The 23,968-nt window shown below is 47.8% G+C and carries 20 protein-coding genes and 1 riboswitch; of the genes, 4 read left to right on the forward strand and 16 right to left on the reverse strand.

Annotation, left to right across the window (positions count from 1 at the left end):
• Nucleotides 1-59: 59 nt before the first annotated feature.
• The 5 genes from HPL003_RS01260 to HPL003_RS01280 all read right to left on the reverse strand — a co-directional run bounded on the left by HPL003_RS01260 (nt 60) and on the right by HPL003_RS01280 (nt 5,393).
• The gene (locus HPL003_RS01260; RefSeq protein WP_014277821.1) at nt 60-1,004 is read right to left on the reverse strand and encodes a metallophosphoesterase; all 945 of its coding nucleotides are present in this window, start codon (nt 1,002-1,004) and stop codon (nt 60-62) included.
• A gap of 88 nt (nt 1,005-1,092) precedes the next feature.
• Complete coding sequence (locus HPL003_RS01265; RefSeq protein ID WP_014277822.1) at nt 1,093-1,902, reverse strand: AAC(3) family N-acetyltransferase; 810 nt, start codon at nt 1,900-1,902, stop codon at nt 1,093-1,095.
• A 172-nt stretch (nt 1,903-2,074) separates the two neighbouring features.
• The gene (gene sdhB / locus HPL003_RS01270; RefSeq protein ID WP_014277823.1) at nt 2,075-2,842 is read right to left on the reverse strand and encodes a succinate dehydrogenase iron-sulfur subunit; all 768 of its coding nucleotides are present in this window, start codon (nt 2,840-2,842) and stop codon (nt 2,075-2,077) included.
• A gap of 28 nt (nt 2,843-2,870) precedes the next feature.
• On the reverse strand, nt 2,871-4,616 hold the full coding sequence (gene sdhA, locus HPL003_RS01275) for a succinate dehydrogenase flavoprotein subunit (RefSeq protein ID WP_014277824.1): 1,746 nt from the start codon (nt 4,614-4,616) through the stop codon (nt 2,871-2,873).
• 102 nt (nt 4,617-4,718) lie between these two features.
• The gene (locus tag HPL003_RS01280) at nt 4,719-5,393 is read right to left on the reverse strand and encodes a succinate dehydrogenase cytochrome b558 subunit (RefSeq protein WP_014277825.1); all 675 of its coding nucleotides are present in this window, start codon (nt 5,391-5,393) and stop codon (nt 4,719-4,721) included.
• Nucleotides 5,394-5,619: 226 nt separating this feature from the next.
• Here HPL003_RS01280 and HPL003_RS01285 point away from each other — a divergent pair, with 226 nt between their 5' ends.
• The gene (locus HPL003_RS01285; RefSeq protein WP_014277827.1) at nt 5,620-6,525 is read left to right on the forward strand and encodes a LysR family transcriptional regulator; all 906 of its coding nucleotides are present in this window, start codon (nt 5,620-5,622) and stop codon (nt 6,523-6,525) included.
• A 47-nt stretch (nt 6,526-6,572) separates the two neighbouring features.
• Here the strand turns inward: HPL003_RS01285 and HPL003_RS01290 are convergent, their stop codons facing one another.
• Both HPL003_RS01290 and HPL003_RS01295 read right to left on the reverse strand, forming a co-directional pair.
• Nucleotides 6,573-7,250 carry a potassium channel family protein gene (locus HPL003_RS01290; protein WP_014277828.1) on the reverse strand — a complete coding sequence of 226 codons (678 nt, stop codon included), beginning with the start codon at nt 7,248-7,250 and terminating at the stop codon, nt 6,573-6,575.
• 18 nt (nt 7,251-7,268) lie between these two features.
• Nucleotides 7,269-8,609, reverse strand: coding sequence for a TrkH family potassium uptake protein (locus tag HPL003_RS01295; RefSeq protein WP_014277829.1), 1,341 nt, complete (start codon nt 8,607-8,609; stop codon nt 7,269-7,271).
• A 438-nt stretch (nt 8,610-9,047) separates the two neighbouring features.
• Nucleotides 9,048-9,197, reverse strand: a riboswitch (cyclic di-AMP (ydaO/yuaA leader).
• Between the two features lie 261 nt (nt 9,198-9,458).
• Here HPL003_RS01295 and HPL003_RS01300 point away from each other — a divergent pair.
• Nucleotides 9,459-11,189, forward strand: a complete 1,731-nt coding sequence (locus HPL003_RS01300) for a CPBP family intramembrane glutamic endopeptidase (RefSeq protein ID WP_014277830.1) — start codon at nt 9,459-9,461, stop codon at nt 11,187-11,189.
• On the opposite strand, the gene uvrC is transcribed toward HPL003_RS01300, so the two are convergent.
• From uvrC to HPL003_RS01320, 4 genes are all read right to left on the reverse strand, one after another.
• The gene (gene uvrC, locus HPL003_RS01305) at nt 11,158-13,248 is read right to left on the reverse strand and encodes an excinuclease ABC subunit UvrC (protein ID WP_014277831.1); all 2,091 of its coding nucleotides are present in this window, start codon (nt 13,246-13,248) and stop codon (nt 11,158-11,160) included. The genes HPL003_RS01300 and uvrC overlap by 32 nt on opposite strands.
• 157 nt (nt 13,249-13,405) lie before the next feature.
• On the reverse strand, nt 13,406-13,723 hold the full coding sequence (gene trxA, locus HPL003_RS01310; RefSeq protein ID WP_014277832.1) for a thioredoxin: 318 nt from the start codon (nt 13,721-13,723) through the stop codon (nt 13,406-13,408).
• Nucleotides 13,724-13,842: 119 nt separating this feature from the next.
• A complete protein-coding gene (gene dnaI, locus HPL003_RS01315) occupies nt 13,843-14,796 on the reverse strand; it encodes a primosomal protein DnaI (protein ID WP_014277833.1) in 954 nt (317 codons plus the stop codon).
• A gap of 263 nt (nt 14,797-15,059) precedes the next feature.
• Entirely contained in the window at nt 15,060-16,577 is a 1,518-nt protein-coding gene (locus tag HPL003_RS01320; protein WP_014277834.1) for a replication initiation and membrane attachment family protein, read from the reverse strand.
• A 347-nt stretch (nt 16,578-16,924) separates the two neighbouring features.
• Between HPL003_RS01320 and hemQ the strand changes: the two genes are divergently transcribed.
• A complete protein-coding gene (gene hemQ / locus HPL003_RS01325; protein ID WP_014277836.1) occupies nt 16,925-17,704 on the forward strand; it encodes a hydrogen peroxide-dependent heme synthase in 780 nt (259 codons plus the stop codon).
• Nucleotides 17,705-17,854: 150 nt separating this feature from the next.
• Here the strand turns inward: hemQ and HPL003_RS01330 are convergent, their stop codons facing one another.
• From HPL003_RS01330 to HPL003_RS01345, 4 genes are all read right to left on the reverse strand, one after another.
• Complete coding sequence (locus HPL003_RS01330; RefSeq protein WP_014277837.1) at nt 17,855-19,024, reverse strand: ABC transporter permease; 1,170 nt, start codon at nt 19,022-19,024, stop codon at nt 17,855-17,857.
• Nucleotides 19,021-20,358 (reverse strand): HlyD family secretion protein, encoded by a 1,338-nt coding sequence (locus HPL003_RS01335; RefSeq protein WP_014277838.1) that lies wholly within the window; start codon nt 20,356-20,358, stop codon nt 19,021-19,023. Before HPL003_RS01335 ends, HPL003_RS01330 begins: the two co-directional genes overlap by 4 nt.
• Before the next feature lie 114 nt (nt 20,359-20,472).
• Nucleotides 20,473-20,979 (reverse strand): MarR family winged helix-turn-helix transcriptional regulator, encoded by a 507-nt coding sequence (locus HPL003_RS01340; protein WP_014277839.1) that lies wholly within the window; start codon nt 20,977-20,979, stop codon nt 20,473-20,475.
• A gap of 172 nt (nt 20,980-21,151) precedes the next feature.
• Entirely contained in the window at nt 21,152-22,342 is a 1,191-nt protein-coding gene (locus tag HPL003_RS01345) for an NAD(P)/FAD-dependent oxidoreductase (RefSeq protein ID WP_014277840.1), read from the reverse strand.
• 250 nt (nt 22,343-22,592) lie between these two features.
• Here HPL003_RS01345 and HPL003_RS01350 point away from each other — a divergent pair, with 250 nt between their 5' ends.
• Nucleotides 22,593-23,597, forward strand: a complete 1,005-nt coding sequence (locus HPL003_RS01350; RefSeq protein ID WP_014277841.1) for an NAD(P)/FAD-dependent oxidoreductase — start codon at nt 22,593-22,595, stop codon at nt 23,595-23,597.
• A gap of 161 nt (nt 23,598-23,758) precedes the next feature.
• Here the strand turns inward: HPL003_RS01350 and sda are convergent, their stop codons facing one another.
• Complete coding sequence (gene sda, locus HPL003_RS01355) at nt 23,759-23,902, reverse strand: sporulation histidine kinase inhibitor Sda (protein ID WP_007431918.1); 144 nt, start codon at nt 23,900-23,902, stop codon at nt 23,759-23,761.
• Nucleotides 23,903-23,968 lie beyond the last annotated feature (66 nt).

Raw genomic sequence — 23,968 nt, forward strand, 5'->3', positions numbered from 1 at the left:
CACTAAATCCTTTTTATGTAGTTACAAGCCCATACTGATGAAGATAAATATATAATAGCCTATTGACCAGATTTCAGTGTAATGACACTCAGCTCCGGCCTGCACAGCACACGAATCGGCAGTTGGGTCATACCAATGCCTCTGCTGACATACAGCGGCATCCTATCGGTCCCTACATGAAATAATCCCTGAATGTATTTGCGTCCACCTGGAGGCGGCATCGGCGCTCCGATGACAGGCAAGCGCACCTGTCCTCCATGCGTATGTCCCGACAGTTGAAGATCAAAGGACATTCTGGCCGCCACATCCGCATAATCCGGCTCATGCATAAGCAGCAGCTTGCACATCTCATCAGGTAGTCCGTGGATGGCACGCCGTGGATTGGGTTTGCCCATAATGTCATCCTCTAAACCGACAATTGCCATTCGCTGTCCTGCTCGCTCCACTATCGCGTGTTCATTTCTCAGCAACGTATACCCGGTTTTCGGATATAGCTCCTGTACCCCGGCTGGTAAGCCTCTATAATCGTGATTGCCAAGAATGGCGAATTTGCCGAGTGTGGCGTGCATAGAGGCCATGACCGGAACAGCAGCTTTCATAGATACGGCATAATCATCCACAATATCACCTGTAAAACAAAGCAAATCCGGCTCCAGTCCTGCAATCCGGTCCGCAAGCTCCCGCAGATCCTGCTCATCCATGTGAAAGCCCAAATGTACATCACTAAAATGCACCACCCTGATGCCGTCAAAAGCCAACGGCAGACGAGGCAAAGCTAGTGTGAAACGTGTAATCTCCAAATGATTCGGCTCCCATAAGGAAGCGTATCCTCCGGTCAAAAGCGCGGTTCCGGCTGTCGCTAAAGCGGCTTTTTTCAAAAAACGGCGGCGCGAAGGATTGGCTGGCTCATTTGAAATGGAACGCCGCGAAGAACCGGGAGGGATAGCGGCTTCATCGTGTGGACGATCCTGACTCTCGCGGCGGGTTTGCGGCGTCTTCTCCATATGCTTGCCCCCTTGCTATCTATTCAATTATTGTACAGTTTAGATATCTCATGATTCAAATGTTCAAATATCTCACGGTTTGCGCCCTCTAGCGGTTGGTGGCTAACCATCGTTCTGCATAGTCTACCAAATCGCGCTGCCTCGCTAAAAAACAGGAGGCCTCTCCAATGTTGACCCGTGTAAAGCACGCAGGGCAATCCCGTTCAAAATCATGGCCCAGCTGCTCAAAATCATCTGAGGTAATATTAAAATCCTGAAAAGCGACCCACACCTTGGCTCCATCCACCATCATAGGGGCTTGATGCGTGATTTTTTCACGTCCGTGATACGCCGTTCGATATTCCGCCAAATGCAAAGACGTATTACTGTCATGTCCACAGCCCAGCAGTAGCACGTAGGCATCTGCCTCGTACAGCTTCGCCAGCGGTGAATGCTCACCCAGCCCAAAGTCGGGCTGATGATCTTCCAGCAAGCCTGAAGCTGCTGGCCCACGTGCCGCCAGGGAAACGTGCGGATGCCCGCTACGCTCTGTTCCCGGCAGACCGCGGAACGTTTCTACAATGACACCCATGCCCCCGGTCAGCGTCCAGACCGGATCATAAGCGGGTATTTCCTGACGTACAAGCTCCCACCATGACTCATCCAGAGGCGGGTTCATCCAGCTTGACGGATCAGTCAAGTCATGAGATTGTGTTGGCATGACCAGCGTCCCTTCCGGGCCAATCACTTCCGTTAACGCTGCCAAAATAGCGGAAGCCCCACCTGGAACAAAACGCCTGAAGCTGCGCATCGACGAGTGGACAAGCAACGTCATGCCTTTCCGGACCCCCAGCTCCTTTAAACCCTTTATTACATCCGCCCCGGTGACGGGTCGATTCGTTATCGGTTGTACAGTCATCTGTTCAACCTCCTTTTCTCCAAAAACGATACACAATACCATAATTATACCATAAATGCTGCTCCACTCTCCTCCCTCCATGGTAAATCCTATCTGTCCTAAGCATAAAAAACAGGCTTTCTCCTGTTCAGGGAAAAAGCCTGTTTTTGTATAAAGCATTCACGGACTAGTGCTATACAGTCAACCAGCGCTTGAACATATGCTTGGTCGTTTGCTTGTTCATTTCGGCAATGGAGGTTGTCAACGGAATGCCTTTCGGGCAGGAACGTACACAGTTTTGTGAGTTACCGCAACCCTCCAGCCCGTCGTCCGTCATCAACGCATCCAGACGTTCTTCCTGATTCATTTCCCCTGTCGGGTGGCTGTTGAACAGGCGAACCTGAGATATCGCCGCAGGTCCAATGAATGTCGTTTTCTCGTTAACATTCGGGCAAGCCTCCAGGCAGACACCACAAGTCATGCACTTGGACAGCTCATACGCCCATTGACGCTTCTTCTCTGCCATTCTGGGGCCGGGGCCCAGATCGTAGGTGCCGTCAATCGGAATCCACGCTTTGACCTTCTTGAGCGCGTTAAACATCCGGCTGCGGTCAATGACCAAATCCCGCACAACCGGGAACGTGCTCATCGGCGCAATGGTAATCGGCTGCTCCAGCTTATCGACGAGCGCTGCACAAGCCTGACGAGGCTTGCCATTAATCACCATGGAGCAGGCTCCGCATACTTCCTCCAGACAGTTCGACTCCCAGCATACCGGGGCTGTCTCTTTACCATGACTGTCCACCGGGTTACGCTGAATCTCCATCAATGCACTGATTACATTCATCCCTGGTCGATAAGCCAACTCAAATTCTTCCGTATATGGATTCGCATTAGGTTCATCCTGACGGGTCACAACGAACTTCACGGTTTTATCCGATTTCACTGCTTGCTCCGACATCTAATACACTCCCTTCTGTATCTTCCTTTTACTTGTTCTTGGAGTAATCCCGAATACGCGGCTTAATCAACGAAACATCTACCGCTTCATACGAGATTTGCGGTCCTTCCGGTGTCCAGTCCGCAATCGTCGTTTTCAGGAAATCCTCATCGTTCCGGTCCGGGAAGTCAGGTTTGTAGTGGGCCCCACGGCTTTCGTTGCGCAGCAGCGCCCCTTTAGTCATCGCTTCGGCCAGCTCCATCATATTCCACAGCTGACGTGTGAACGCCGCACCCGCATTGTTCCAGCGCGAAGCATCATTGATGTTAATGTTGGAATAACGCTCCTTCAGCTCCTTGATCTTGTGGATCGTAGCTTCCAGCTTGTCATTATAGCGAACCACAGTCATGTTGTTCGTCATCCACTCGCCCAGCTCTTTATGAAGGACATAGGCATTTTCTTTCCCGTCCATATGCAAAATACGCTCATACTTCTCTGTCTGCTGGTTGACCGCCGCATCGAACACGGAGGAAGCTACATCCTGCGCGGATTTTTTCAAGCCTTTAATGTATTCCACAGCCTTTGGTCCAGCAACCATGCCGCCATAAATAGCTGACAGCAACGAGTTTGCACCCAAACGATTCGCTCCGTGATACTGGAATTCACATTCCCCGGCGGCAAACAGCCCCGGAATATTCGTCATCTGATTGTAATCGACCCACATGCCGCCCATCGAATAATGCACAGCCGGGAAGATTTTCATCGGTATTTTACGCGGATCATCACCGACGAATTTTTCATAAATTTCAATAATACCGCCCAGCTTCACGTCCAGCTCTTTCGGGTCCTTATGGGACAGATCGAGGTACACCATGTTCTCGCCATTAATGCCGAGCCCCTCATCGACGCATACACTGAATATTTCACGTGTCGCAATATCACGAGGGACCAGATTTCCATAAGCCGGATACTTTTCTTCGAGGAAATACCACGGCTTGCCATCCTTGTACGTCCAAATACGGCCGCCTTCTCCCCGTGCCGACTCGGACATCAGACGCAGCTTGTCATCCCCAGGAATAGCCGTCGGATGAATCTGGATAAACTCGCCGTTGGCATAGCGTACGCCCTGCTGATATACCGCCCCGGCAGCCGTGCCGGTATTAATCACGGAATTCGTGGTTTTGCCGAAAATAATGCCAGGACCGCCTGATGCCAAAATAACCGCATCTGCTGCAAAAGTCTTCACTTCCATCGTGCGCAAATCCTGCGCACAGATGCCGCGACAGATACTCTCATCATCCAGTACAGCCTGTAAAAATTCCCAGTTTTCATACTTGGTCACCAAGCCCTCGGATTCCCAGCGCCGTACCTGTTCATCAAGTGCGTACAGAAGCTGCTGCCCTGTCGTCGCCCCAGCAAAGGCGGTCCGATGATGCTGCGTACCCCCGAAGCGGCGGAAATCCAGCAGTCCTTCCGGTGTCCGGTTAAACATGACACCCATACGGTCCATGAGATGGATAATCCCCGGAGCCGCTTCGCACATCGCTTTTACCGGAGGCTGATTTGCCAGAAAATCCCCGCCATATACTGAATCGTCAAAGTGAATCCAGGGCGAGTCGCCTTCACCCTTCGTATTCACCGCGCCGTTGATGCCGCCTTGAGCACAAACGGAGTGGGACCTTTTGACCGGAACCAAAGAAAATAAATGAACGTGAACTCCTGCCTCTGCCGCCTTGATCGTAGCCATTAGACCCGCAAGACCGCCGCCCACGACAATAATGTTGGATGCTGCCATTTCTGCTCACTCCTTTTTTTCAGGATTTTAGCCAAATCCCCTTTTACCATTGAAAATTGAATCTGCAAACGATATATTGCAAACACGTATAGTGTTCATTTTTTACAGTAGCTGTTGAATAGCACTGCTTTGTAGCAATGCGGTTGCTGTTTCCTGAAATTCCGCGCTGCGGAATGCTAACAGGGAAGCGATGAAGCCGATGGATACAACCACGAACAAGGTCATGCAGATATAGGAGGACACTTTTTGTGCACGTGGCCCCACCGTAATCCCCCAACTGACCATAAAAGCCCATAGTCCGTTTGCAAAATGAAATGATGCCGAAACAACACTGATTAAATAAAGGATAAAATAAACCGGATTCGTCACAATGCCATGCATCACACCGCCTAGCTGCTCATGTGTTACATGACCCAGAGCCACCTGAAAACGTGTATCATATACGTGCCAGATAATGAATACGAACGTAATCACACCGGAAATGCGCTGAAACAGAAAGCGCCAGTTACGCGAATAGCCAAAATTTTTGACATTCGGATCAGCCTGATAAGCGATATACAAGCCATAGATTCCATGGAACAGCAATGGCAAGTAAATAAATAACGTTTCAAGCACAATAACAAGCGGTAGACCATTCAGGAAGGCCACGCTGCGATTGAATCCTTCCTTGCCGCCCTCCACCGCTGTGAAGTTGGTCACCAAATGCTCTACAAAAAACAGAGCCAGCGGGATGACGCCAAGAAGCGAGTGCAGCTTTCTGGAATAAAATCCTCTCATCTAGGTAATGCTCCCTTCTCCCAAAAATAGCGTTTTCAATAGTAATATAACATATAAAATGACAGTTCCCGACAGGAAATGTCCAACAAGGTGTTCCTTAAAAGGGAAAACAAAAGTGTGAACATCTTGTGTCGCTTTCATGTTACTCCTTTTCGGCTTATAATGGAATTGCAATATACGTATTAATTGTTATGTCTTTTTTGCATATAGAGAGGATGTGGATGATTTGTTTGAGGATTTGAACGCTTTTGCCGTCATTGTTGAGCAATCCAGCCTGAATAAAGCCTCTAAGCTGCTTAATCTGTCCCAGCCGGCCCTGTCCCGCAAAATTGCCAAGCTGGAGGAAGAGCTGGGTGTAAACCTCTTTGATCGGCGGGGCAAACGACTCGAAATTACGTCGACAGGCCGATTTGTATATACATTCGCGCTGGAGCAACGGCAACGACAGCTCCGGTTTTTGCAAAAGCTGTCCCAGCACAAAAACGAAGCCCAGAGCATGCTTACACTGGGTGCGAGTCTGACGACACTCCAAACGACGCTGCCTACCCTTGTCGAAGCTTTTATGAGCAAGCATCCCCAAACCGAGCTGAAACTACTCACGGGCAAAACCCATGAAATCGTCGCTTTTGTACGCGACAAAAAAGCAGACGCCGGTATTGTCGGGTCTGCCATTCATGAGGCCGGACTGCGTTGCATTCCGCTGTTTGACGATCATTTGGAGCTAGTCGTTCCGATCGGACATGAATTAACGATTAAGACGGGAACGGCCTCGATGAAAGACCTGCAAGGACTGCCGATGATTATTTTTTCCAAGGGAACCTGGTATCGCAGTCTTACGGATGACCTGTTCCAGCGCAGCGGCATCATGCCGGATATCCGTATGGAAATCGACTCGTTCGAGGCGATTGTGCGCCTGCTGCCGACCTGCAAGGCTTCCGCATTGCTGCCCAAATCCTACTTGCGCAGCGAGCTGCTACGTGATAATGGGCTAACGGCGCTGTACTTGCCTGATTTGAAGGAGACACGGCGCACCACCTCCCTGATCTACTCGGAGACGACCGATCTGGGGCCGACAGCACGGCGCTGGATCAGCGAGACACGTGCATCGTTTGCAGGCTATCGTATGGTATAGCATTCAAGAACGGTACGAGAATGGACTTGCATACTCTTTTTACCGAATCAGCTTTCCTCAGTAATGTTAACGACCTCGTCCTCGAAGCGGCCGATATTATCATTGGAGCCGATGATGACCATAATATCGTCCGCTTTTAGCCGATCCATCGCTGTTGGTGCAATCAGGATACCATTCGCCGTATGAAGCGCCACGATGCTGCAACCAAAGCGGGTGCGGGCATTCAGCTCAGATAGTGTTTTGCCATGCAGACATGCAGGGACGTTGAGTTCCACAATACTGTATTCCTTGGACAGCTCCAAATAATCAAGTAAATTAGGCGTGACCAGTTGATGCGCGACTCGTATCCCCATATCCCGCTCGGGATAAATAACCCGGTCCACACCAAGCTTTTCCAACGCCCGTCCGTGCAGCACAGAAATCGCTTTGGCAACAACTTTGCTCACACCCAGCTCCTTTAGCAAAATGGCAGCCAGAATGCTGACCTGAATATCAGCACCAATCGCAACAATGCCGCAATCGAAATTGCGAATGCCCAGTGATCGTAGTGAATCCTCATCTGTAGCGTCCGCCACAACGGTATGCGTCAACAGCTCACTCATACTGTCCACAACGTCCTCATTCCGGTCGATGCCAAGCACCTCGCACCCCATATCTACCAATTGCAAAGCCAGGCTTGAGCCAAATCGTCCCAAACCAATAACTACAAACTGCTGCGTTTTCATATCTACTCGAAAACTCCCTTATCCTATAATCATTTTGCCTTCCGGATGACGATATAATTCCTTACCCTTTTTCGGAGTCATTGCATAAGCGAGCGTGAGCGGACCCAATCTGCCCGCAAACATCGTCAGGGTAATGACCAGCTTGCCTATAACCGTCAAATCAGGTGTAAGCCCCATGGACAATCCCACCGTCCCAAATGCAGACACCGTCTCGAACAATATCATCAGAAAATGATGATCCTCGGTTGCCGACAAAATCATCGTCACGCCAATCACAAACAGCAGCCCCAACAGTGTAATGGTCAAAGCCTTGTAAATTCGTCCCTGCGCAAGCCGGTATTTGAACAGCACAATATCCTCCCGACCTCGCAGCATCGAAATCACGGCTCCAATGAGCAGCGCAAACGTTGTCGTCTTAATACCGCCTCCAGTAGAGCCAGGAGAAGCACCGATAAACATCAATATAACGATGAAAAACTGTGTGGCCTGCCGCAAGCCAGCAATATCTAACGTATTGGCACCTGCGGTGCGCGGTGTTACCGATTGGAATAAAGATCCCAGCAGCTTTCCACCCCAATCCAGCGAGCCCAATGTCTTCGGATTGGTAAACTCGAATACAAAGATGACGAGCGTGCCAACTACAATCAGGGCAGCCGTCATGCTGAGTACCACCTTGGTATGCAAGGACAGTCTCTTGCGCTTACGGTATTCTACCAGGTCCGACATCACCACAAAGCCGATACCACCCGAAATAATCAGAAACATAGCTGTAAAATTAACAATTGGATCATACACATAACCTGTCAGGCTGCGAAAGTGACCGAATAAATCAAAGCCTGCATTGTTAAACATGGAAATCGCATGCCAGATTCCAAAATAAATCGCCCTGCCTACAGGCATATCAAAGGACCAGCGAATCGAGAATATCGTGGCGCATACGCCCTCGATGATTAGCGAGTACAGCAACACCCTACGGATCAATCCGACAATTCCCTCAACCGAAGTCTGATTCATCGCTTCCTGCAAAATCAGTCGCTCCCGCAAGGAAATGCGGCGCTTGAACACCAGCGCAATCAAAGTAGCCATCGTCATAAAGCCGAGACCACCAATCTGAATCAGCGCAGCGATAACCACCTGACCAAAGGTGGTAAAGAAGGTACCGGTATCCTTAACGACAAGACCTGTTACACAGGTTGCGGAGGCAGCTGTAAACAAAGCATCTATAAATGCAAGCGGCTTTCCCGTTGTATTGGAAATCGGCAGCATTAACAACAAGCTGCCTATAAGAATGATGATGGCAAAGCCCGCAACGAATATCTGCGGTGGAGAAAGCCGAAGCCATCTTGCATTGGGATTCATCTATTTATCACTGCTCCTACTTAGTGAATTATGAGCATGGAGATCGCTCCGGGTACAGATTGTTCTTACGATTGCTGTTACCCCCCTCCGCTACAACCAGCCATAAAATCACCAATCTCTTTTCAGTTTCTTTAGTCCGTTTCTTTTAGAGAAAACAGAAAAGTATCCGCAAAGCGGGATACTTATACCCTTGAATACTCACCACATTTATGAAACGTTGGGTGACTTTAAGGCGGGCAGCAGCGTAGCGGTCCATTTGAATCTGGAGAAGCGTTAGCGCTCGCCTTTGTCTCTGAATTTTAACCTTATAAGGGTTTATCTAATCCAATAAAATTCAGAGACAACAGCGACCGGAAGATCAAATGGAGCGCGAAGCGGACTTAACTCAGCAACGTTTTAATCGCACAAAAAAAGACACCGGAAGACCGAGTGCCTGACTTGGTTCCTGCTCACAGCCTACGAGGTTAGCTGACGGATTCGGGCAGCACAGTATGCCCTATTCACACTTCCGGTCCGGGACCGGCTGTGAAATTCACCCCAGTAACATGGTTCCCCCGTTTTCCTATGGAAATTCGGCTCAAATGTATATCGTTACCTATGTATTTCATATGCATTGCCTCAAGATTATAATCCTTCTGTATGCAGAGCACAAAACCGATTTTGTCGAAATAACGTTAAATTAGCGGTAATTTGAGAATAGGCCACCTTTAATCGCAACTTATCTTATTTTATTGAAACTTTAGAGTGCTTTCACTCCATTTTCATGAATATCGTAGGTCTGTTGGCGGGAACCTGTGCAGTATGATATCTTTAATGGATGTTCTTATTTACAGATTAAGGAGGAAACTCATGAATCCTATCGGGAAACCGGTCGTGCTCACGGCCAACTTCAAAAGATTAGGCTTACTGGGCGCGATTGGCCTGATTTGCTTTTTTGTCTTTCAATTGCTTATTCCCTCATTTAGTAATCCGAATCCGGAGGCGCTGGCGAATGCCAAGGTCATCAGCAAGCAGGAAGCAGTCTTACACGCGCTAGATTTCGCCCGCTCTGAGCTGGGCTATACCGAATTACGATCTAAGGAGCCTCTGGTGACCTATCAGGCCGAAACGGACCTGTACGGTTATTTATCCAGAGAAAAGCTGCTTCAACAGTATGACCGTACATGGAAAAAAAGTTATCCTTACGAAACCTTCCGGGTCGATTTACCTGAACCTTCTTCGAAGAGCAAGTTGCAAATTCATGTGGATTTGTCCACTGGCAAAGTCGTTAGCTTTAAACGAATGACCTCCAGCACCAGTTACACACAAGCTGATATTTCTACGGATGAGCAAGCACGTAGCAGGCTTGTACGTGCAGCCGAGGGAGACATGACGCTGGATGCAAAGGAGCAGGCAGCGGTAGCTTGGGTGAAACGCTTTGGCTTTAATCCGTCGGACTTGAAGCTCGCGACAACCGAAGGCGAGGGTGGATTGAAGTATACCGTGAACGATAAGAAAATCGGTTCCTCGGTGCTTACACTGGCTTTTACTTTTGAAGACGGGGATGTTCGCTCGTTTACACAAAGCTTTTCTGCCCCATCGTCCTATACGGATTATGTCAAAAAACAAACGTACTGGGCAAACTGGATGACCTACGCGGGTTATGCCTTATTAAGCATGGTCTTGGGCATACTTGCCATCGTATACGCCTCACTCACACGACGCCACACTTCCTTTGTACGCGGCATTGTTCTGTCCATTGTATATTTTGCTGCCAGTATGGCAGGGACATTTAACATGCTTCCTATACTGCAAGCAGAAGCAGGCGGCCAGGGAGCGCTTATATTTCTTATGATTTTGCAAGTCGTGGTTTCCTTTGTAATGGCTGTAGCGATCTACTTCTCCTTGGTCGGCGGTGACGGGCTGATGCGCAAGGTTGGACTGAATGCATGGCCACGCGCCAAAGAGCCAGGCTATGGGCTGTATGTGCTTCGCAGTATGTACATTGGCTACTTGTGGGCCTTTATTTTACTTGGGGTACAATCCATTTTGTTCTTTGTATTGGAGCGCACACTTAATACGTTCTCCACAACAGATGCCACACAGTCTCCTTACAACATGGCTTATCCATGGCTACTGCCGATTATGGCTTGGATGGCAGGTATTGGAGAGGAAGCCGTATACCGTCTGTTTGGTATTCCAATGGTGAAAAAAATAGTGAGAAATACTTTTGTTGCCTGTCTGATCACCACGTTGATTTGGGCACTGGGGCACACACTGTATCCGATCTATCCAGTCATTTCCAGACCGATTGAGCTGACCTTCCTTGGGTTGCTGTTCAGTTTTGTGTTTCTGCGTTACGGCTTTATTGCCGCCATGTTCAGCCACATTATTTTTGACAGCATTCTGATGGGACTGAGTGTGATAACGTTGGGAAATAGCGTGAACCTGTTCGCAGGTATATTCTGGATCGTGCTCCCTGCCATTGTAGCCTATATCATGTATTGGTTTAGTCCAAAGAAGCCAAATCGAGTCATGTTTGAGCCCATAAGAAAAGAAGAGCCGTATTCTACGACTCTTCCTCCCGAAGGGCAGCTATAATCTGACGCGCAAGCTTATCACCGATAGAGAGAGGCCGGAAGTCTTCGACGCTGGCCTCTCTTATTTTTTTAAGCGAGCCAAAATGCTTAAGCAGCAGCTTACGCCGCTTCTCGCCAATTCCCGGAATCGAGTCCAAACGAGAGGTTACCATGGATTTGCCCCGTTGCTCTCGATGGAATGTAATGGCGAATCGGTGAACCTCGTCCTGAATCCGTTGCAGCAGGTAAAATTCTTCACTGTTGCGGGCCAGTGTGACGGCCTCAGGAGAATCCCCCACCAGTAGTTGAGAGGTTCTATGCTTGGCATCCTTCACCAGACCACACACAGGAATGAACAAACCCAGTTCATTCTCCAGCACATCCACAGCGGCCTTAATCTGTCCGCGTCCACCATCGACGACGATCAAATTCGGAGGCTCCAAATTCTCCTTGAGCACACGTTCATATCGACGCCGAATAACCTCACGCATCGTTTCATAATCATCCGGCCCCTGCACTGAACGGATTTTATATTTACGGTACTCCTTCTTGGCCGGCTTGCCATCAATGAACACAATCATTGCCGAGACTGGATCGGACCCCTGTATGTTTGAGTTATCAAACGCCTCCACGCGATGCAGGCTATCCAGCCCAATCGCACGCCCCAGATTGCTTGCAGCCTTGGATGTCCGTTCCTCGTCCCGTTCAATCAGCTTAAACTTCTCATCCAAAGCGACCCGTGCATTTTCCGTAGCCATCCCTGTCATTTGCTTTTTCAGTCCACGCTGAGGAACCAGTACCTTTACATCCAGCCATTCAGCCAGAGCTAGAGCCGCCGTAGCTGGTTCCTCCAGCCCGCCTGACAGTTGGGTTTCTGTATGGTCTCGATCCGTTGCTTCTCCATAAGAAACACGCTCCTCTGCCACTAGCTGTGCATTATCGAGACGCTCGGACGGATGCTCTGCATGCTGCACATCCGGCACTGTCCCTGCTTCTTGTACAGCATCGTAACTGGTCTGTCCGGTTCCCTCGGTTGTTGCAGTGTGAGGAACAACTTCCACCACAGCCGATTGGCCGACATCCCCCTGTTCCGCCTGTTCCATCAGCTTCGGTGTATCCGGTAGCAATATTTCCTGCGGCACCGCCGGGTTATCACTATAATATTGCGTTACATAGGACATAAAATCGCTGTAAGCCTCCCCATAAAAAGGAAACGTAGACATATGCCTTTCGATCATTTTACCTTTACGAACATATAGGATCTGCACACACATCCAGCCCTTATCCACCGAAAATCCGAATACATCGCGGTCCTTCGCATCGGCTGTCGTGATTTTCTGCTTTTCCATCATCGCATCAATGCTGATAATCTGGTCACGCAGCTCCTTGGCACGCTCAAAGTACAGTTCCTCTGCGGCTTCCTGCATTTTACGTTGAAGATCTTTTTTTATTTCCTCATGCCCACCACTCAAAAAAGAACCGATCTCCTGACCAATCTGATCATACGTTTCCTGCTCAACCTCTTTCACACAAGGCCCCAAGCATTGATGCATATGATAATAAAGGCACACTTCCTTCGGCATCACACCACACTTGCGTAACGGGTACATCCGGTCCAGCAGCTTCTTCGTCTGATGTGCCGCGTAAGAATTAGGATAAGGGCCAAAATATTTTGCTTTATCTTTCAGAACGCGCCGGGTCACCTCCAGCTTGGGGTGCTCCTCGTTCGTAATTTTCAAATACGGAAAGGTTTTGTCATCCTTCAACAGTACGTTATAGCGCGGCTGATGCTTTTTAATCAGGTTGCACTCCAGAATGAGCGCCTCCATATTACTGCCCGTAACGATATATTCAAAATCACGGATATCGGAAACCAGTCGCTGCGTCTTGCCGTTATGGCTGCCTGTAAAATAAGAACGGACCCGGTTTTTCAGCACTTTGGCCTTGCCGACATAAATGATGGTGCCCTCGCTGTTCTTCATCAAGTAACAGCCCGATGCATCTGGCAGCAACGCTAATTTGTGTCGTATGTTCTCCAGCGCCTTCTCCTGATTACGCAAGTCCTCCGCATAAGATTCCATTCGCCCGGCCCCTCCTTCCCTTCTTAAATGCCTGCTTGACTACTATATAATATGCAGGAATAATACACAAAAACGCCCCCGGTATTTACAACCGGAGGCATTGACCGTTCATGGCCGCTCCCCAAGCCCCCGCAGGAGCATGGGTCACATGCAATGATTACTGGTGTTTGGTAAGGATGCTTTTCAGCGCTTCTTTGGAGTTCAGACCCACCACTTTATCAACGGGCTGTCCGTCTTTGAAGACGATCAGGGTAGGAATGCTCATAACGCCGAAACGGGAAGCAGACTCTGGATTTTCATCCACGTTCACTTTCGCGATTTTGACGCTGTCGCCAACTTCTGTGGACAGATCCTCCAGAATAGGAGCGATCATTTTGCAAGGACCGCACCATGGCGCCCAAAAATCAACCAAAACGGTTCCTGTGCCTTCGACTTCTGTGTTGAAGGATTGGTCGGACACGTTAACAATTGCCATTGTATGTTCCTCCTTTATAGAAAAGTCAAAATTATTATAACCTGTAATGTCTTTTTCGACACCTTTTAATTATATCACAATAGTTTTTTAATTGTAAGATATCAAAATAGCAAGTTGATTTACAATGACCCTCGCTGATTTTTCCCTTTGACAGTAATGACGTCTACAAAAGGACGAATCCGGTCCATCAAACGCTGCCCCTTGTATAATTCCTCACCGTCCTTGCTCGTAAAGCTCAGATGCTTCTCCAGCCCCTGCAACGAGTAATTTGAAGTATAAAAGGTAGGCTTGCGGTTCATCCGGTAATTCAAAATCGAGCCCATCACATGATCCCGTACCCATGGACTCAAATTTTCGGCTCCAATGTCATCAAATACGAGCAGATCACAATTTTTAAGCATTTCGGTCGTTTCCTTCAGCTTTTGCCCTTCCTGAATCATGGACTTTAAGTCCTCCACAAAATCAGGCATATACACGATCACACCGTTCATCCCGGACAGGGCCAGCTCGTGCAGCAGATACCCCATTAAAAAGGTTTTACCCGTACCAAACGTACCTTCCAGGTAAAGTCCTTTTTTGGATAAGCCCTGGCTTTTCGTTTCTTCGATGTAACGAAATAGCTGTGTGACTGCGGGCATACGTTGTGAGTCCTTACGCGCAATCTCAAGGGCATTATAGCCTTCCAAAAGCGCACGCTCATCCACGTAAAAGCTTTTAATCCGCTGACGCACCCGCTGTTCGTGCTGTGAAGCTACCAGTTTGGCGCAAGGGGTACGGATGTCCACCATTTCGGCTGTACCATTCGGATATTCCACGCCCAGCTTGCAAAAATGTCCCTGAAAATCGTTAGGACACTGTTCGAGACCCGGACAGTTGTCGCAATTCCGACGATCCCGGGTATACTGGAAAAGCATGCTCATGTTTAATCGCAGTTGTGTTTCGTCAATATCGGGATGCGCAGCGCAAAATTCCTGCACCAGCGGATCATTGAGAACCTGATCGGCCACATTGCGCGTGCGCTGGCGAAACGAAGGGTTCTGCATCTGCTGTAGCAAATCGCCCAGTGATTCCAAGAACGCTCCTCCTTTCTAAAATGTGCAGAGTTATGGGGGGGAGAGACGCTTCGCGGATGGATCATTCTTACGATCGCTGTTGCCACCGGATTTTTTCTATTGGAATAGAAAATAAAGGTTAAAATCCGGTGGCAAAGGCGAACGCTACGCTTCTCCAGAACGATTCCATCCGCTCCGCTGCCGACCGCCATAAAGTCGACACATATTTGAATTGGCTTCGCTTAATAAGTTAAGGACTAAAAACCTGACACCTTAAAATCTATCTACACCTTTTTCTGTTTGCCCGATTGCATACGTTCAGCCAGGCGCAGCAGTTCGTCCAGTTCCTCCTCGGATACCGGTTCCTCGGCAGGATGATCCTGTACGATGGGAATGGCTGGCTTGGATGGGCCGCTGTTTTTGGCATACGAACGCGAACGGGCGCTGGAAGGAGAGGCAGCGGACTGCTTGCCTTTTACCTTGGCTTGATCACGTATATATTGAACAGCCTTTTCGTAGGTACTTACCTGCTTTAACAGCATGTTGGAAGCAACGGCCTCGACAAAGTTTCGGTTGATCCGCTGATCGCTTCCTGACACCAGCAGGGACATTAAATAATGGATAAGCACGTTAATTACTTCACCAGGCAGCTTGTAGCTGATATCAATCTTTTCGAATATATCCAGCAGGTTACCTGGAACCGTGCCGGGGAAAAAGGTTTGCAGCAAACGTCGGTAAGGCTCATTGCGCAGCATCATATTATATTGGTGAATGTCGCACTTGGCTGTGAACTGTGGTGGTACCTCCACATAAAATTCCATCTCCACGGCTTGCTCCGCAGGCGGCTCTTCTGGAGTGGCAGCTTCTCTCTGGCGCAAGGCAACCACTTTGGCGGCCTGCACCTGCTGTTCCTCCTGACGTTTCCGATCCTGTCTGGAATGCTGGCTTGCCCGAAGCTGAAGCTCGTCTAGCAACAAATCGCCTGCTTCGGTAAAAATGCCGTCCTCATCCAGCAAGCGGCTGATGTCCTGTACAGATAAGTCAAATTTGCGAACAACGTAATTGACCATGCCTAACTGCTCATGCTCAAAACGGAGACGCTCCACATGCTTGCGATTAACGGATTCACGCGGAAAACGGAGAATGATGTCTGCATAATTCAGCCCTTCCTCCGACTCTGCGGCCAACGCCCCACTATGACGACCCGAAGACACCTCGGACAGCGCCTGCTCCAACTCGTAATCAATGACATGGGTGTTCAACTCAAATAACTCGTAAAACGGAATAGATATATTCTCTTTATTATAGGAAGATTGCGACCATTCCGCAGCTTCGCTGCTCCACAGCGATTCTCGCAGAGAAAGCACTGCAAACTTGCCGATTTTGTCTCTCAACAAAAGTGTAAGATGCTGAGTTCTGAAAAAATCGGCAGGCGCAAGCGGTGGCTGCATCTCATATTCATACATATAGTCGTCCGTTTCCGGTGCATACAGCCTGGACGTCTGCAACAGACCGACAGCCTCCAGCTTGGAGGTCTGTTCAATTAGATACTTGCGTCCCTTCTCACTTGGCTCCAGCCCTAGTGTCAGAAAAAGACGACGCTGCTGCTCCAGCGGCGAATAACCGATCTGTCCGACTGGCACATGCTGGAACAATAGCCGATAGAGGCTGACCGCAAATGCGCCTACCATCGGCTGATAGACGCTTCCCAGCATCAATTCATCCAGTGCGCTCAGGCTGAATTCCCGATAAACGCAGTAGCGGTGGTTCTCAGTATAGTGCAGCAGGTTTTTCATCCGCATTCCAACATTCTTCCTTTCCTGACATAACGGTCTCCAAGATGTTTTTCTATTCTATCATACTTGACCCCAGCTGAGACCAGCAAAATAAGTCCAATTGTCCTCCTTTTTGGCAGCCTCATTCGTCCGTGTTCCCCTTTTTTCGAGAATACTAACTATTTTACGACTTGTGACCTGCATCACGGAAAAAATAAAATTCTTCACATTTCTTTCATTGGTGAAAATCCTTTATTTGGGCTACAATGTAATAGTTAAGCGTCGCATATTTTTCATACGTAGGACATACTTAAAGCACACATGTTTCGGCCATGCCGATGATTATTTACAGATTTGAAAAAGGAGTGACCATTGTGAACCAACATCAACCTCAACACCCCTCATCAACGCCAAATGAAGTAGCATCCACGCTGGAAGGCTGGTATGCACTTCACGATTTTCGATCCATCAACTGGACGGCATGGAAAACAGCAGACGATGAAGAACGCGCCGGGGCGCTGGACGAGCTTCAAGAGTTTATGAAGGAATGGAGCGTTACCGAGGAAGCGGGTCTGGGTAGCTCTGCCATATATACTGTAATCGGACAAAAGGCTGATTTTGTTATGTTACATCTACGCGAAACGCTGGAAGACCTCAATAAACTCGAAAATGAATTTAACAAAACAACCTTTGCCAAATATACTACTAAAAACTACTCTTACGTGAGTGTGGTGGAGTTGAGCAACTATTTGAGCAAGGACGAAGATCCGATGCAAAATCCGCAAATTGTTGCACGTCTGAAGCCTGTTTTAAACAAGGCTCGATATATTTGCTTCTATCCGATGAACAAAAAACGCGATTTGGACGACAACTGGTACATGCTTTCGATGGACGAGCGCCGCACCCTGATGCGCAGTCATGGTTTGATCGGACGCAGCTACGCTGGCAAAGTGAAGCAAATCATTTCCGGTTCCGTCGGCTTTGACGATTGGGAATGGGGGGTTACGCTGTTCTCCGACGACGCCCTTCAATTCAAAAAGCTAATCTACGAAATGCGTTTTGATGAAGTTAGTGCCCGTTACGGTGAATTTGGCTCCTTCTATGTCGGCAGCGTGTTGAATGAAGAAACATTTGAAGACATGTTAAAGCTGTAAAACGTAAATCACCAGAAACATTTTTAAAATAAAACAACCAAGGATTTCGTGAACTCCCGTTTAGGGACAACGGAATCCTTTTTACGTAACTCAAATCCACACAAGATGAGAAAAGGCCCCCTTACGGGCGCCTGAAAAAATCATATTTTATTAGTGTAGCACAGGTTCTTCAACGACTAAAGCAGCATCCTCGCTTTTTGCAAGCTTTCTTTTTTCCAGAGCAATCAGAATAAAGATTAGAAGCAACAAAGCACTTAACAGGATCAAAAATCCTCCCAACTCAGGAATGAAATACTTCAAACTTCCGCCCTTGAATCCCATCCCTCTCAAAAACTTGAAATGCCAGGTTAATGGAAGAATGCTACTTACATACTGCAACGATGGGGGTAGCATAGCTACCGGCAATTGAGCGCCGCTCAGTAAAAAGGAAGGCAGTATAATCAGCATGAGACGTGGGGAAGCTTTTCCCGGATTCGCCGCACTCCATCCCAGAGCCATCGCAAACAAACTCAAAGTAATGGTGTACAGTAGAAATGGAATACTTATCTGCCATACATTCGCTTCAAAACGGAGTCCGCCGATCTGCTTGAGTAAACCAATGGACAGAAAAAAGGATACGCATCCTACTAACGCATACGGTATCACCCTCAGAATCAGACCGTACGAATGCTGCAGCTCTTCTTTTAATCGTCCTTCCTCCCGTAAGCGAGGGACAATCGTCAGCACAGTAGCACCAATCAGCGAAATCATAACTGTATTTATGAACCCCATGACTGAAGTCATTAAAGTAGCATTGGTAGGATTATACAATAGCCGCTGCTGGAGCAGCATATTGGAGGTAAGCCCTGTTACCTGACTGTCACTCATTCCCATCCCCTTTAATCCACCACCAGCCAGCGTCGCATTTTCCGTCGCCACGATTTCAGTCACCGCCGAACGTAGATTTCCTGTGGCCTGGCCCACCGTGTTATCTACATAAAAGCCGATGTTACTCTGCACTCTCTTAAGCCTGTTCTCCTCCAGCCCCGCTGGAAGATAAATAACTGCAAAAAACTTTTCATTATATAAAAGTAAATTCGGGTCGGTATCATTCTCTTGCACATAGCGTACATCAATATACTGCGAAGCATCCAGCTTATTAATAAGCTGTCGGCTGTAGCTGCTATGGTCTAAATCCACTACAGCTACAGAGGCATCGTTAAGCTGGTTATTTTTAAATACAAATCCGAATGCTACGGCTACTACGATAGGAACGAGCAGCATAATAAAAACCATTTTGCCACTGATCAAGAGCTTCCATTCTTCTATAAACGCCTTCATTTCGTCACAACCTCTACCGTCATTCCAGGTAACAATGCAGATGTTCGCTGGACATCTACCCGCACCTGGAAGGAGCTTGTATCCGACAGACCTTTATCCCGACTCATTCTCATATTGGTATACTGTGGAGCAGAGGTGACGTACCTCACTTTCCCCTGAATATCTTTGTCTAAAGCTACAACGTGGGAAGTCACATTGCCTCCTGCTTTAAACTGTGACATGGAATCCTCATCCACATAAATATCATAGTATAGCTGCTTGGTTTCAATAACGACACCCGTTGCACCCGTCGCCACGATTTCTCCCATCTTCGGTATAATACGTGACACTTTGCCGTCTGTGGATGCTTTCAGCACCATACGTCCGCGTTGCAATTCCAAGGTTTTGAGTTGAACGCTTAATGCCTGCTTTTGTTGAGCCAGAAGATCTACATTGTATTCACTATTCTTAACATCTTTTCGCGTTTGCGAGGTCTGGGTTAGTGCTTCCTTGGCCTTTTCTGTTTTGATACGGGCCTGTTCGCGTTCCTCCGCTGTTGCGCCTGCCTCCATTTTTTCCAGAGCGGTTTGCTGCTGGGCGATACTATTTTTAGCAATGTCGGATTGTTTGCTGGCGGAAGTAATCTGGTTATTGGCAATCTCCACCTGATCTCGGGCCGTATCCAGCGCAATTTGGGCAGAATCCAGTTGATTTTTGGCGTTATCCAGGTCCGCCTTGGTTCCAGCTCCGGCATCATACAGAGCTTTGATACGGTTGTAATTGACTTTAGCCAATTCAAGCGCCTGTTGTCTGGAGGTCACTGTCTTTTGCGCAATCTCTGCATTTCTTTTGGCTGTCTCCACTCCTGTCAGAGATGCGTCCAACGATTGCTGGGCCGCTTCAATAGCCAGCTTTTGCTTTTGGATATCCTCCGCACGTGTGCCTTGGTTCAACAGGGATTCTCCCGCTTGCGCAGCCTGAATATCCAGTTGTCCCTGTTTTTCTGAAGTTGAAATTTTTTCCGACTGGTTTTGCAGTCCATCTTTAGCCTGTTTTATTTTCACATCAGCCTGTGCGATATCCGTTTTTAATTTTTCAATTTGCAGATCAAGGTCTACAGGATCAAGAGTCATGAGCACATCGCCTTTTTTCACTTCTTGTTCTTCTTTGACCTCAATGGTGTTTACTCTTCCACCTACACCCTGAAAAGCAGCATTTACGGTATCTGCCGTAAGCAGCGTGTTTTTTTGTGTGGCAGCCATACTCACAGCATCCTTGCCGCTCATAGCCATCAGCGTACCTCCAATACCTAACGCGGCAACAAGTAGAACGTACACGATGATCTTTTTATTCATTAAAATGAACTCTCCTTCATGATGATTTAGCCAATAATCGTTGAAAATGATAGTCCTGAAACTAATGAGATATCTGATAGTACGACGTCTAACTATTAGTGCTGGGAAAAGTAATTATTCCCGTTTTATCCGTTCAAGACCTGAGGATAGCTTCTTTAATAACGTAGCAAAAAGAATATGATCTTCCTGCGTAAATTCATTCATTAAATCAGAAAAAAGCAGAGTAAACTTCGGAATTTTTTCAATCATTAACTGTTTTCCTTCATCAGTCAAGGAGATCGCGATCATACGTCGATCTGTCAGCGTACTTCGCCGGACTATACCATCCCGTTCCAGCTTGTCAATGACACTGGTTGCAGTTGAACGTGTAACCCCTGAAAAATCTGCTAATTCGGACGAGGTTAACGAGCGTTCAAACAAAAACAAAGGCATTAAGATCTTAAGATTTCCGATGGATAACCCATATTCGTTCAATCTGGATGACACACCATTGTACGCTTCATGAGCTGTCTGTATAAAAAGTACTAACGTACTCAACGACTGGGAGTCAACATTCGGGAATTTTTCCAACAATAAATTGATTCTCGCAGGATCAGCCTTGATGTTAAAATCAGAATTCAAAGTGAAGGTCCCCCTCTGTAATTAGTAACCACACTATACGTCGTCGTATAGTTATGTGTCAATACCTTATTTTCTATTGATCTAGACTAAAAAGGCCTCCAAGCTCCTGTTTAGAAGTCGTGGAAACCTTTTCTGCTTGCATCGTTTTTGTATGTGTACTACTCGTTGGTAATTAGAAAAACCGTCCCTTTTTCAGCACCAACGGAATCCCGCCAATGATAAACAGATAGCGGATATCCACAATTTTTTTCAGTTGTGCGGCGATCCAGCCCTTTATTTTGCGACTGCCCACGACCGCGACAGCCTCCCCTTTTCCAAGAGATGCAACTGTGCCTTTGTTGGAAAATACAAACTTGTGTAGCTCCTTTTTACGAAGCGTAGCTGCCAGATTCTTCGCGCAGAGTACCCCTTGCTGCATCGCAATTTGGGCGGTCGGCGGATACGGGCGTCCTTCGGGATTAAACATTAGAGAACTGTCCCCGATAATAAAAATGTCGTCATGGTCCGGTGCGCGTAGAAAATCGTCAATCTTCACCCGTCCGCGCATCACTTCAAATCCGGCTTTCTCGATCAGGCCGTTACCACGAATACCTCCAGTCCATACGACCGTGCAGGCTTCGATTTTCTCACCCTCACCAACGATGACGCCATCTTCAAGACATTCCTTAATTGGAACACCGATGCGGAAGGTAACGCCCTTACGCTTAAGGACATCCATCGCGTATTCTACCAGCTCCGGATCGAAGCCCGGCAATGCCGTAGGAGCCGCCTCGACGTTAATGATTTGAATCCGGTTAAAATCAATATCATAGGCTCTCGCCAATTGTGGCAGACGATCCGCCAGCTCCGCCACGAATTCAATGCCGCTAAAGCCCGCACCTCCGACTACAAAATTCAGCCGTCCGGGGTTTCCGTCATTTTTATACAAAGCAAGCTGGTATTCGATATGCTCACGGATCAAGCGGACCGAGTTAATACTTCGAATCGTAAGCGCGAACTTATCCATCCCCTGAATACCGAAGGTTTCCGGTTCTCCGCCCAACCCGATTACCAGATAATCGAAGGATAGCGATCCATCCTCCAGCACGATTTTTTTCTCCTTCGGTATGATTTCCTTAACCGTCCCTTTGATTAGATCCACCTTGAACTCATCTATCAGCTGCGAAATCGGAATTCGTGAATGCTCAATCGTATCCGTACCTGCTGCAGGCATGTGGAGATGCGTTGTTATATAGTGGTAATCATGGCGGTTAACCAGCGTGACATCCGCCTCGTTGTGCTTGAGCTCCTTTTGCAATTGCTGAGCCGTCAAAATACCGCCATACCCGGCACCCACAATGACAATTTTGGGAATACTGCTCATGCTTCTACCCCTTCCGGTTTACGTAATCAGTAATTATTCACAGCTTTGCTCTTAAAATGACTAATTTATACACGCCGGATTGCCTTCATCAAATATTAATCGCTTAAGCTTTGCAAGCGGAACCTGGCGGTTTATAATGATAAACAGTGAATCATGCGTTCGGCGGCTTTTTTTAACCTCTATGCGGCTGATTCAACATTTAATATCCATTATCCATTATCCATACTATCCATTCGGAGGTGTTTTTAGAGTGACAGCTCAATCCACAGGTGCGGAACTCCGCGATCTGATTATCATCGGAGGCGGTCCAGCCGGTATTTTCGCTGCTTTCTACGGGGGAATGCGGCAGGCATCCGTCACCTTAATTGAAAGTATGCCCCAACTCGGGGGCCAGCTTGCAGCCCTTTATCCTGAAAAATATATTTATGACGTCGCTGGCTTTCCTAAAGTGACTGCACAGGAACTGGTCAACAATCTGGTTCAGCAGATGAACCACTTTAATCCAGAAGTACAGTTAGAAGAGAAAGTCGTATCATTAGAGAAAAAGGAAGAACGCCACTTCATCGTAAAAACAGATAAAGGCGGCGAGTATCACGGTAAAGCGGTCATTATTACCGCTGGCGTGGGTGCTTTCGAGCCGCGCAGACTGGAACTGCCGGGCGCAGATCGTTTTGATAAAACGAACCTGCATTACTTTGTCAGCGACCTGAGCAAATTTGCAGGCCGGAAAGTGCTGATCAGCGGCGGCGGCGACTCTGCGGTAGACTGGGCGCTCATGCTGGAACCGATTGCAGAACAGGTTACATTGATTCACCGCCGCGACAAATTCCGTGCGCATGAACACAGTGTAGAAAACCTCCTCGCTTCCAAAGTAAACGTCGTTACACCAACTGAAATTACAGAGCTGCATGGGGAAGACTCGATTACGAAGGTTACCCTTGCTCATGTAAAAACCAAAGAAACTCAGGAAATCGAAGTGGACGATGTGATCGTTAACTTTGGATTTGTATCCACTCTCGGTCCGATTGCTGAATGGGGAATCGAAATCGAAAGTAACTCCATCGTGGTCGATTCCCGTCAGGAAACGAATATTCCCGGCATTTTCGCCGCTGGGGACATTACAACCTATCCAGGCAAGCTCAAGCTGATTGCTGTCGGCTTCGGTGAAGCGCCTACGGCCGTCAACAACGCCAAGGTTTATGTTGATCCGGACGCCAAGCTGTCCCCGGGTCACAGTAGTAACATGAAACTGTAGTCTATTCTTAGACTATGACAAAAAAGGGTATTTTACTCCAAATTTGAATTATTGGAGTGAAATACCCTTTTCTACGGTGTGCCTATTCGTTGCAGTGATTGTCCGTAAAGTCATTCGAACCCTGAATGGCTTCACAGTCGCAGTACGAGAGCTTGTCCGGTCTAATGAAGGACTACGGCTGTATTCATCTCTAAGTTTCTTTTGTGAATCTCAGCCAGCAACAGTGCAATGAAGTCACATTCAAGTTTAAGCTCGATTGCCATCTGATAGGAATCCAAAAGCATTTCATCCGTCAGCATAGCCATCCTCGACACAACCTTTCCTTTTATTTCAAAATCTATTCTATCAAAATACCAAAAACGGAACAAGCG

Source organism: Paenibacillus terrae HPL-003 (assembly GCF_000235585.1).
Classification (GTDB): domain Bacteria; phylum Bacillota; class Bacilli; order Paenibacillales; family Paenibacillaceae; genus Paenibacillus; species Paenibacillus terrae_B.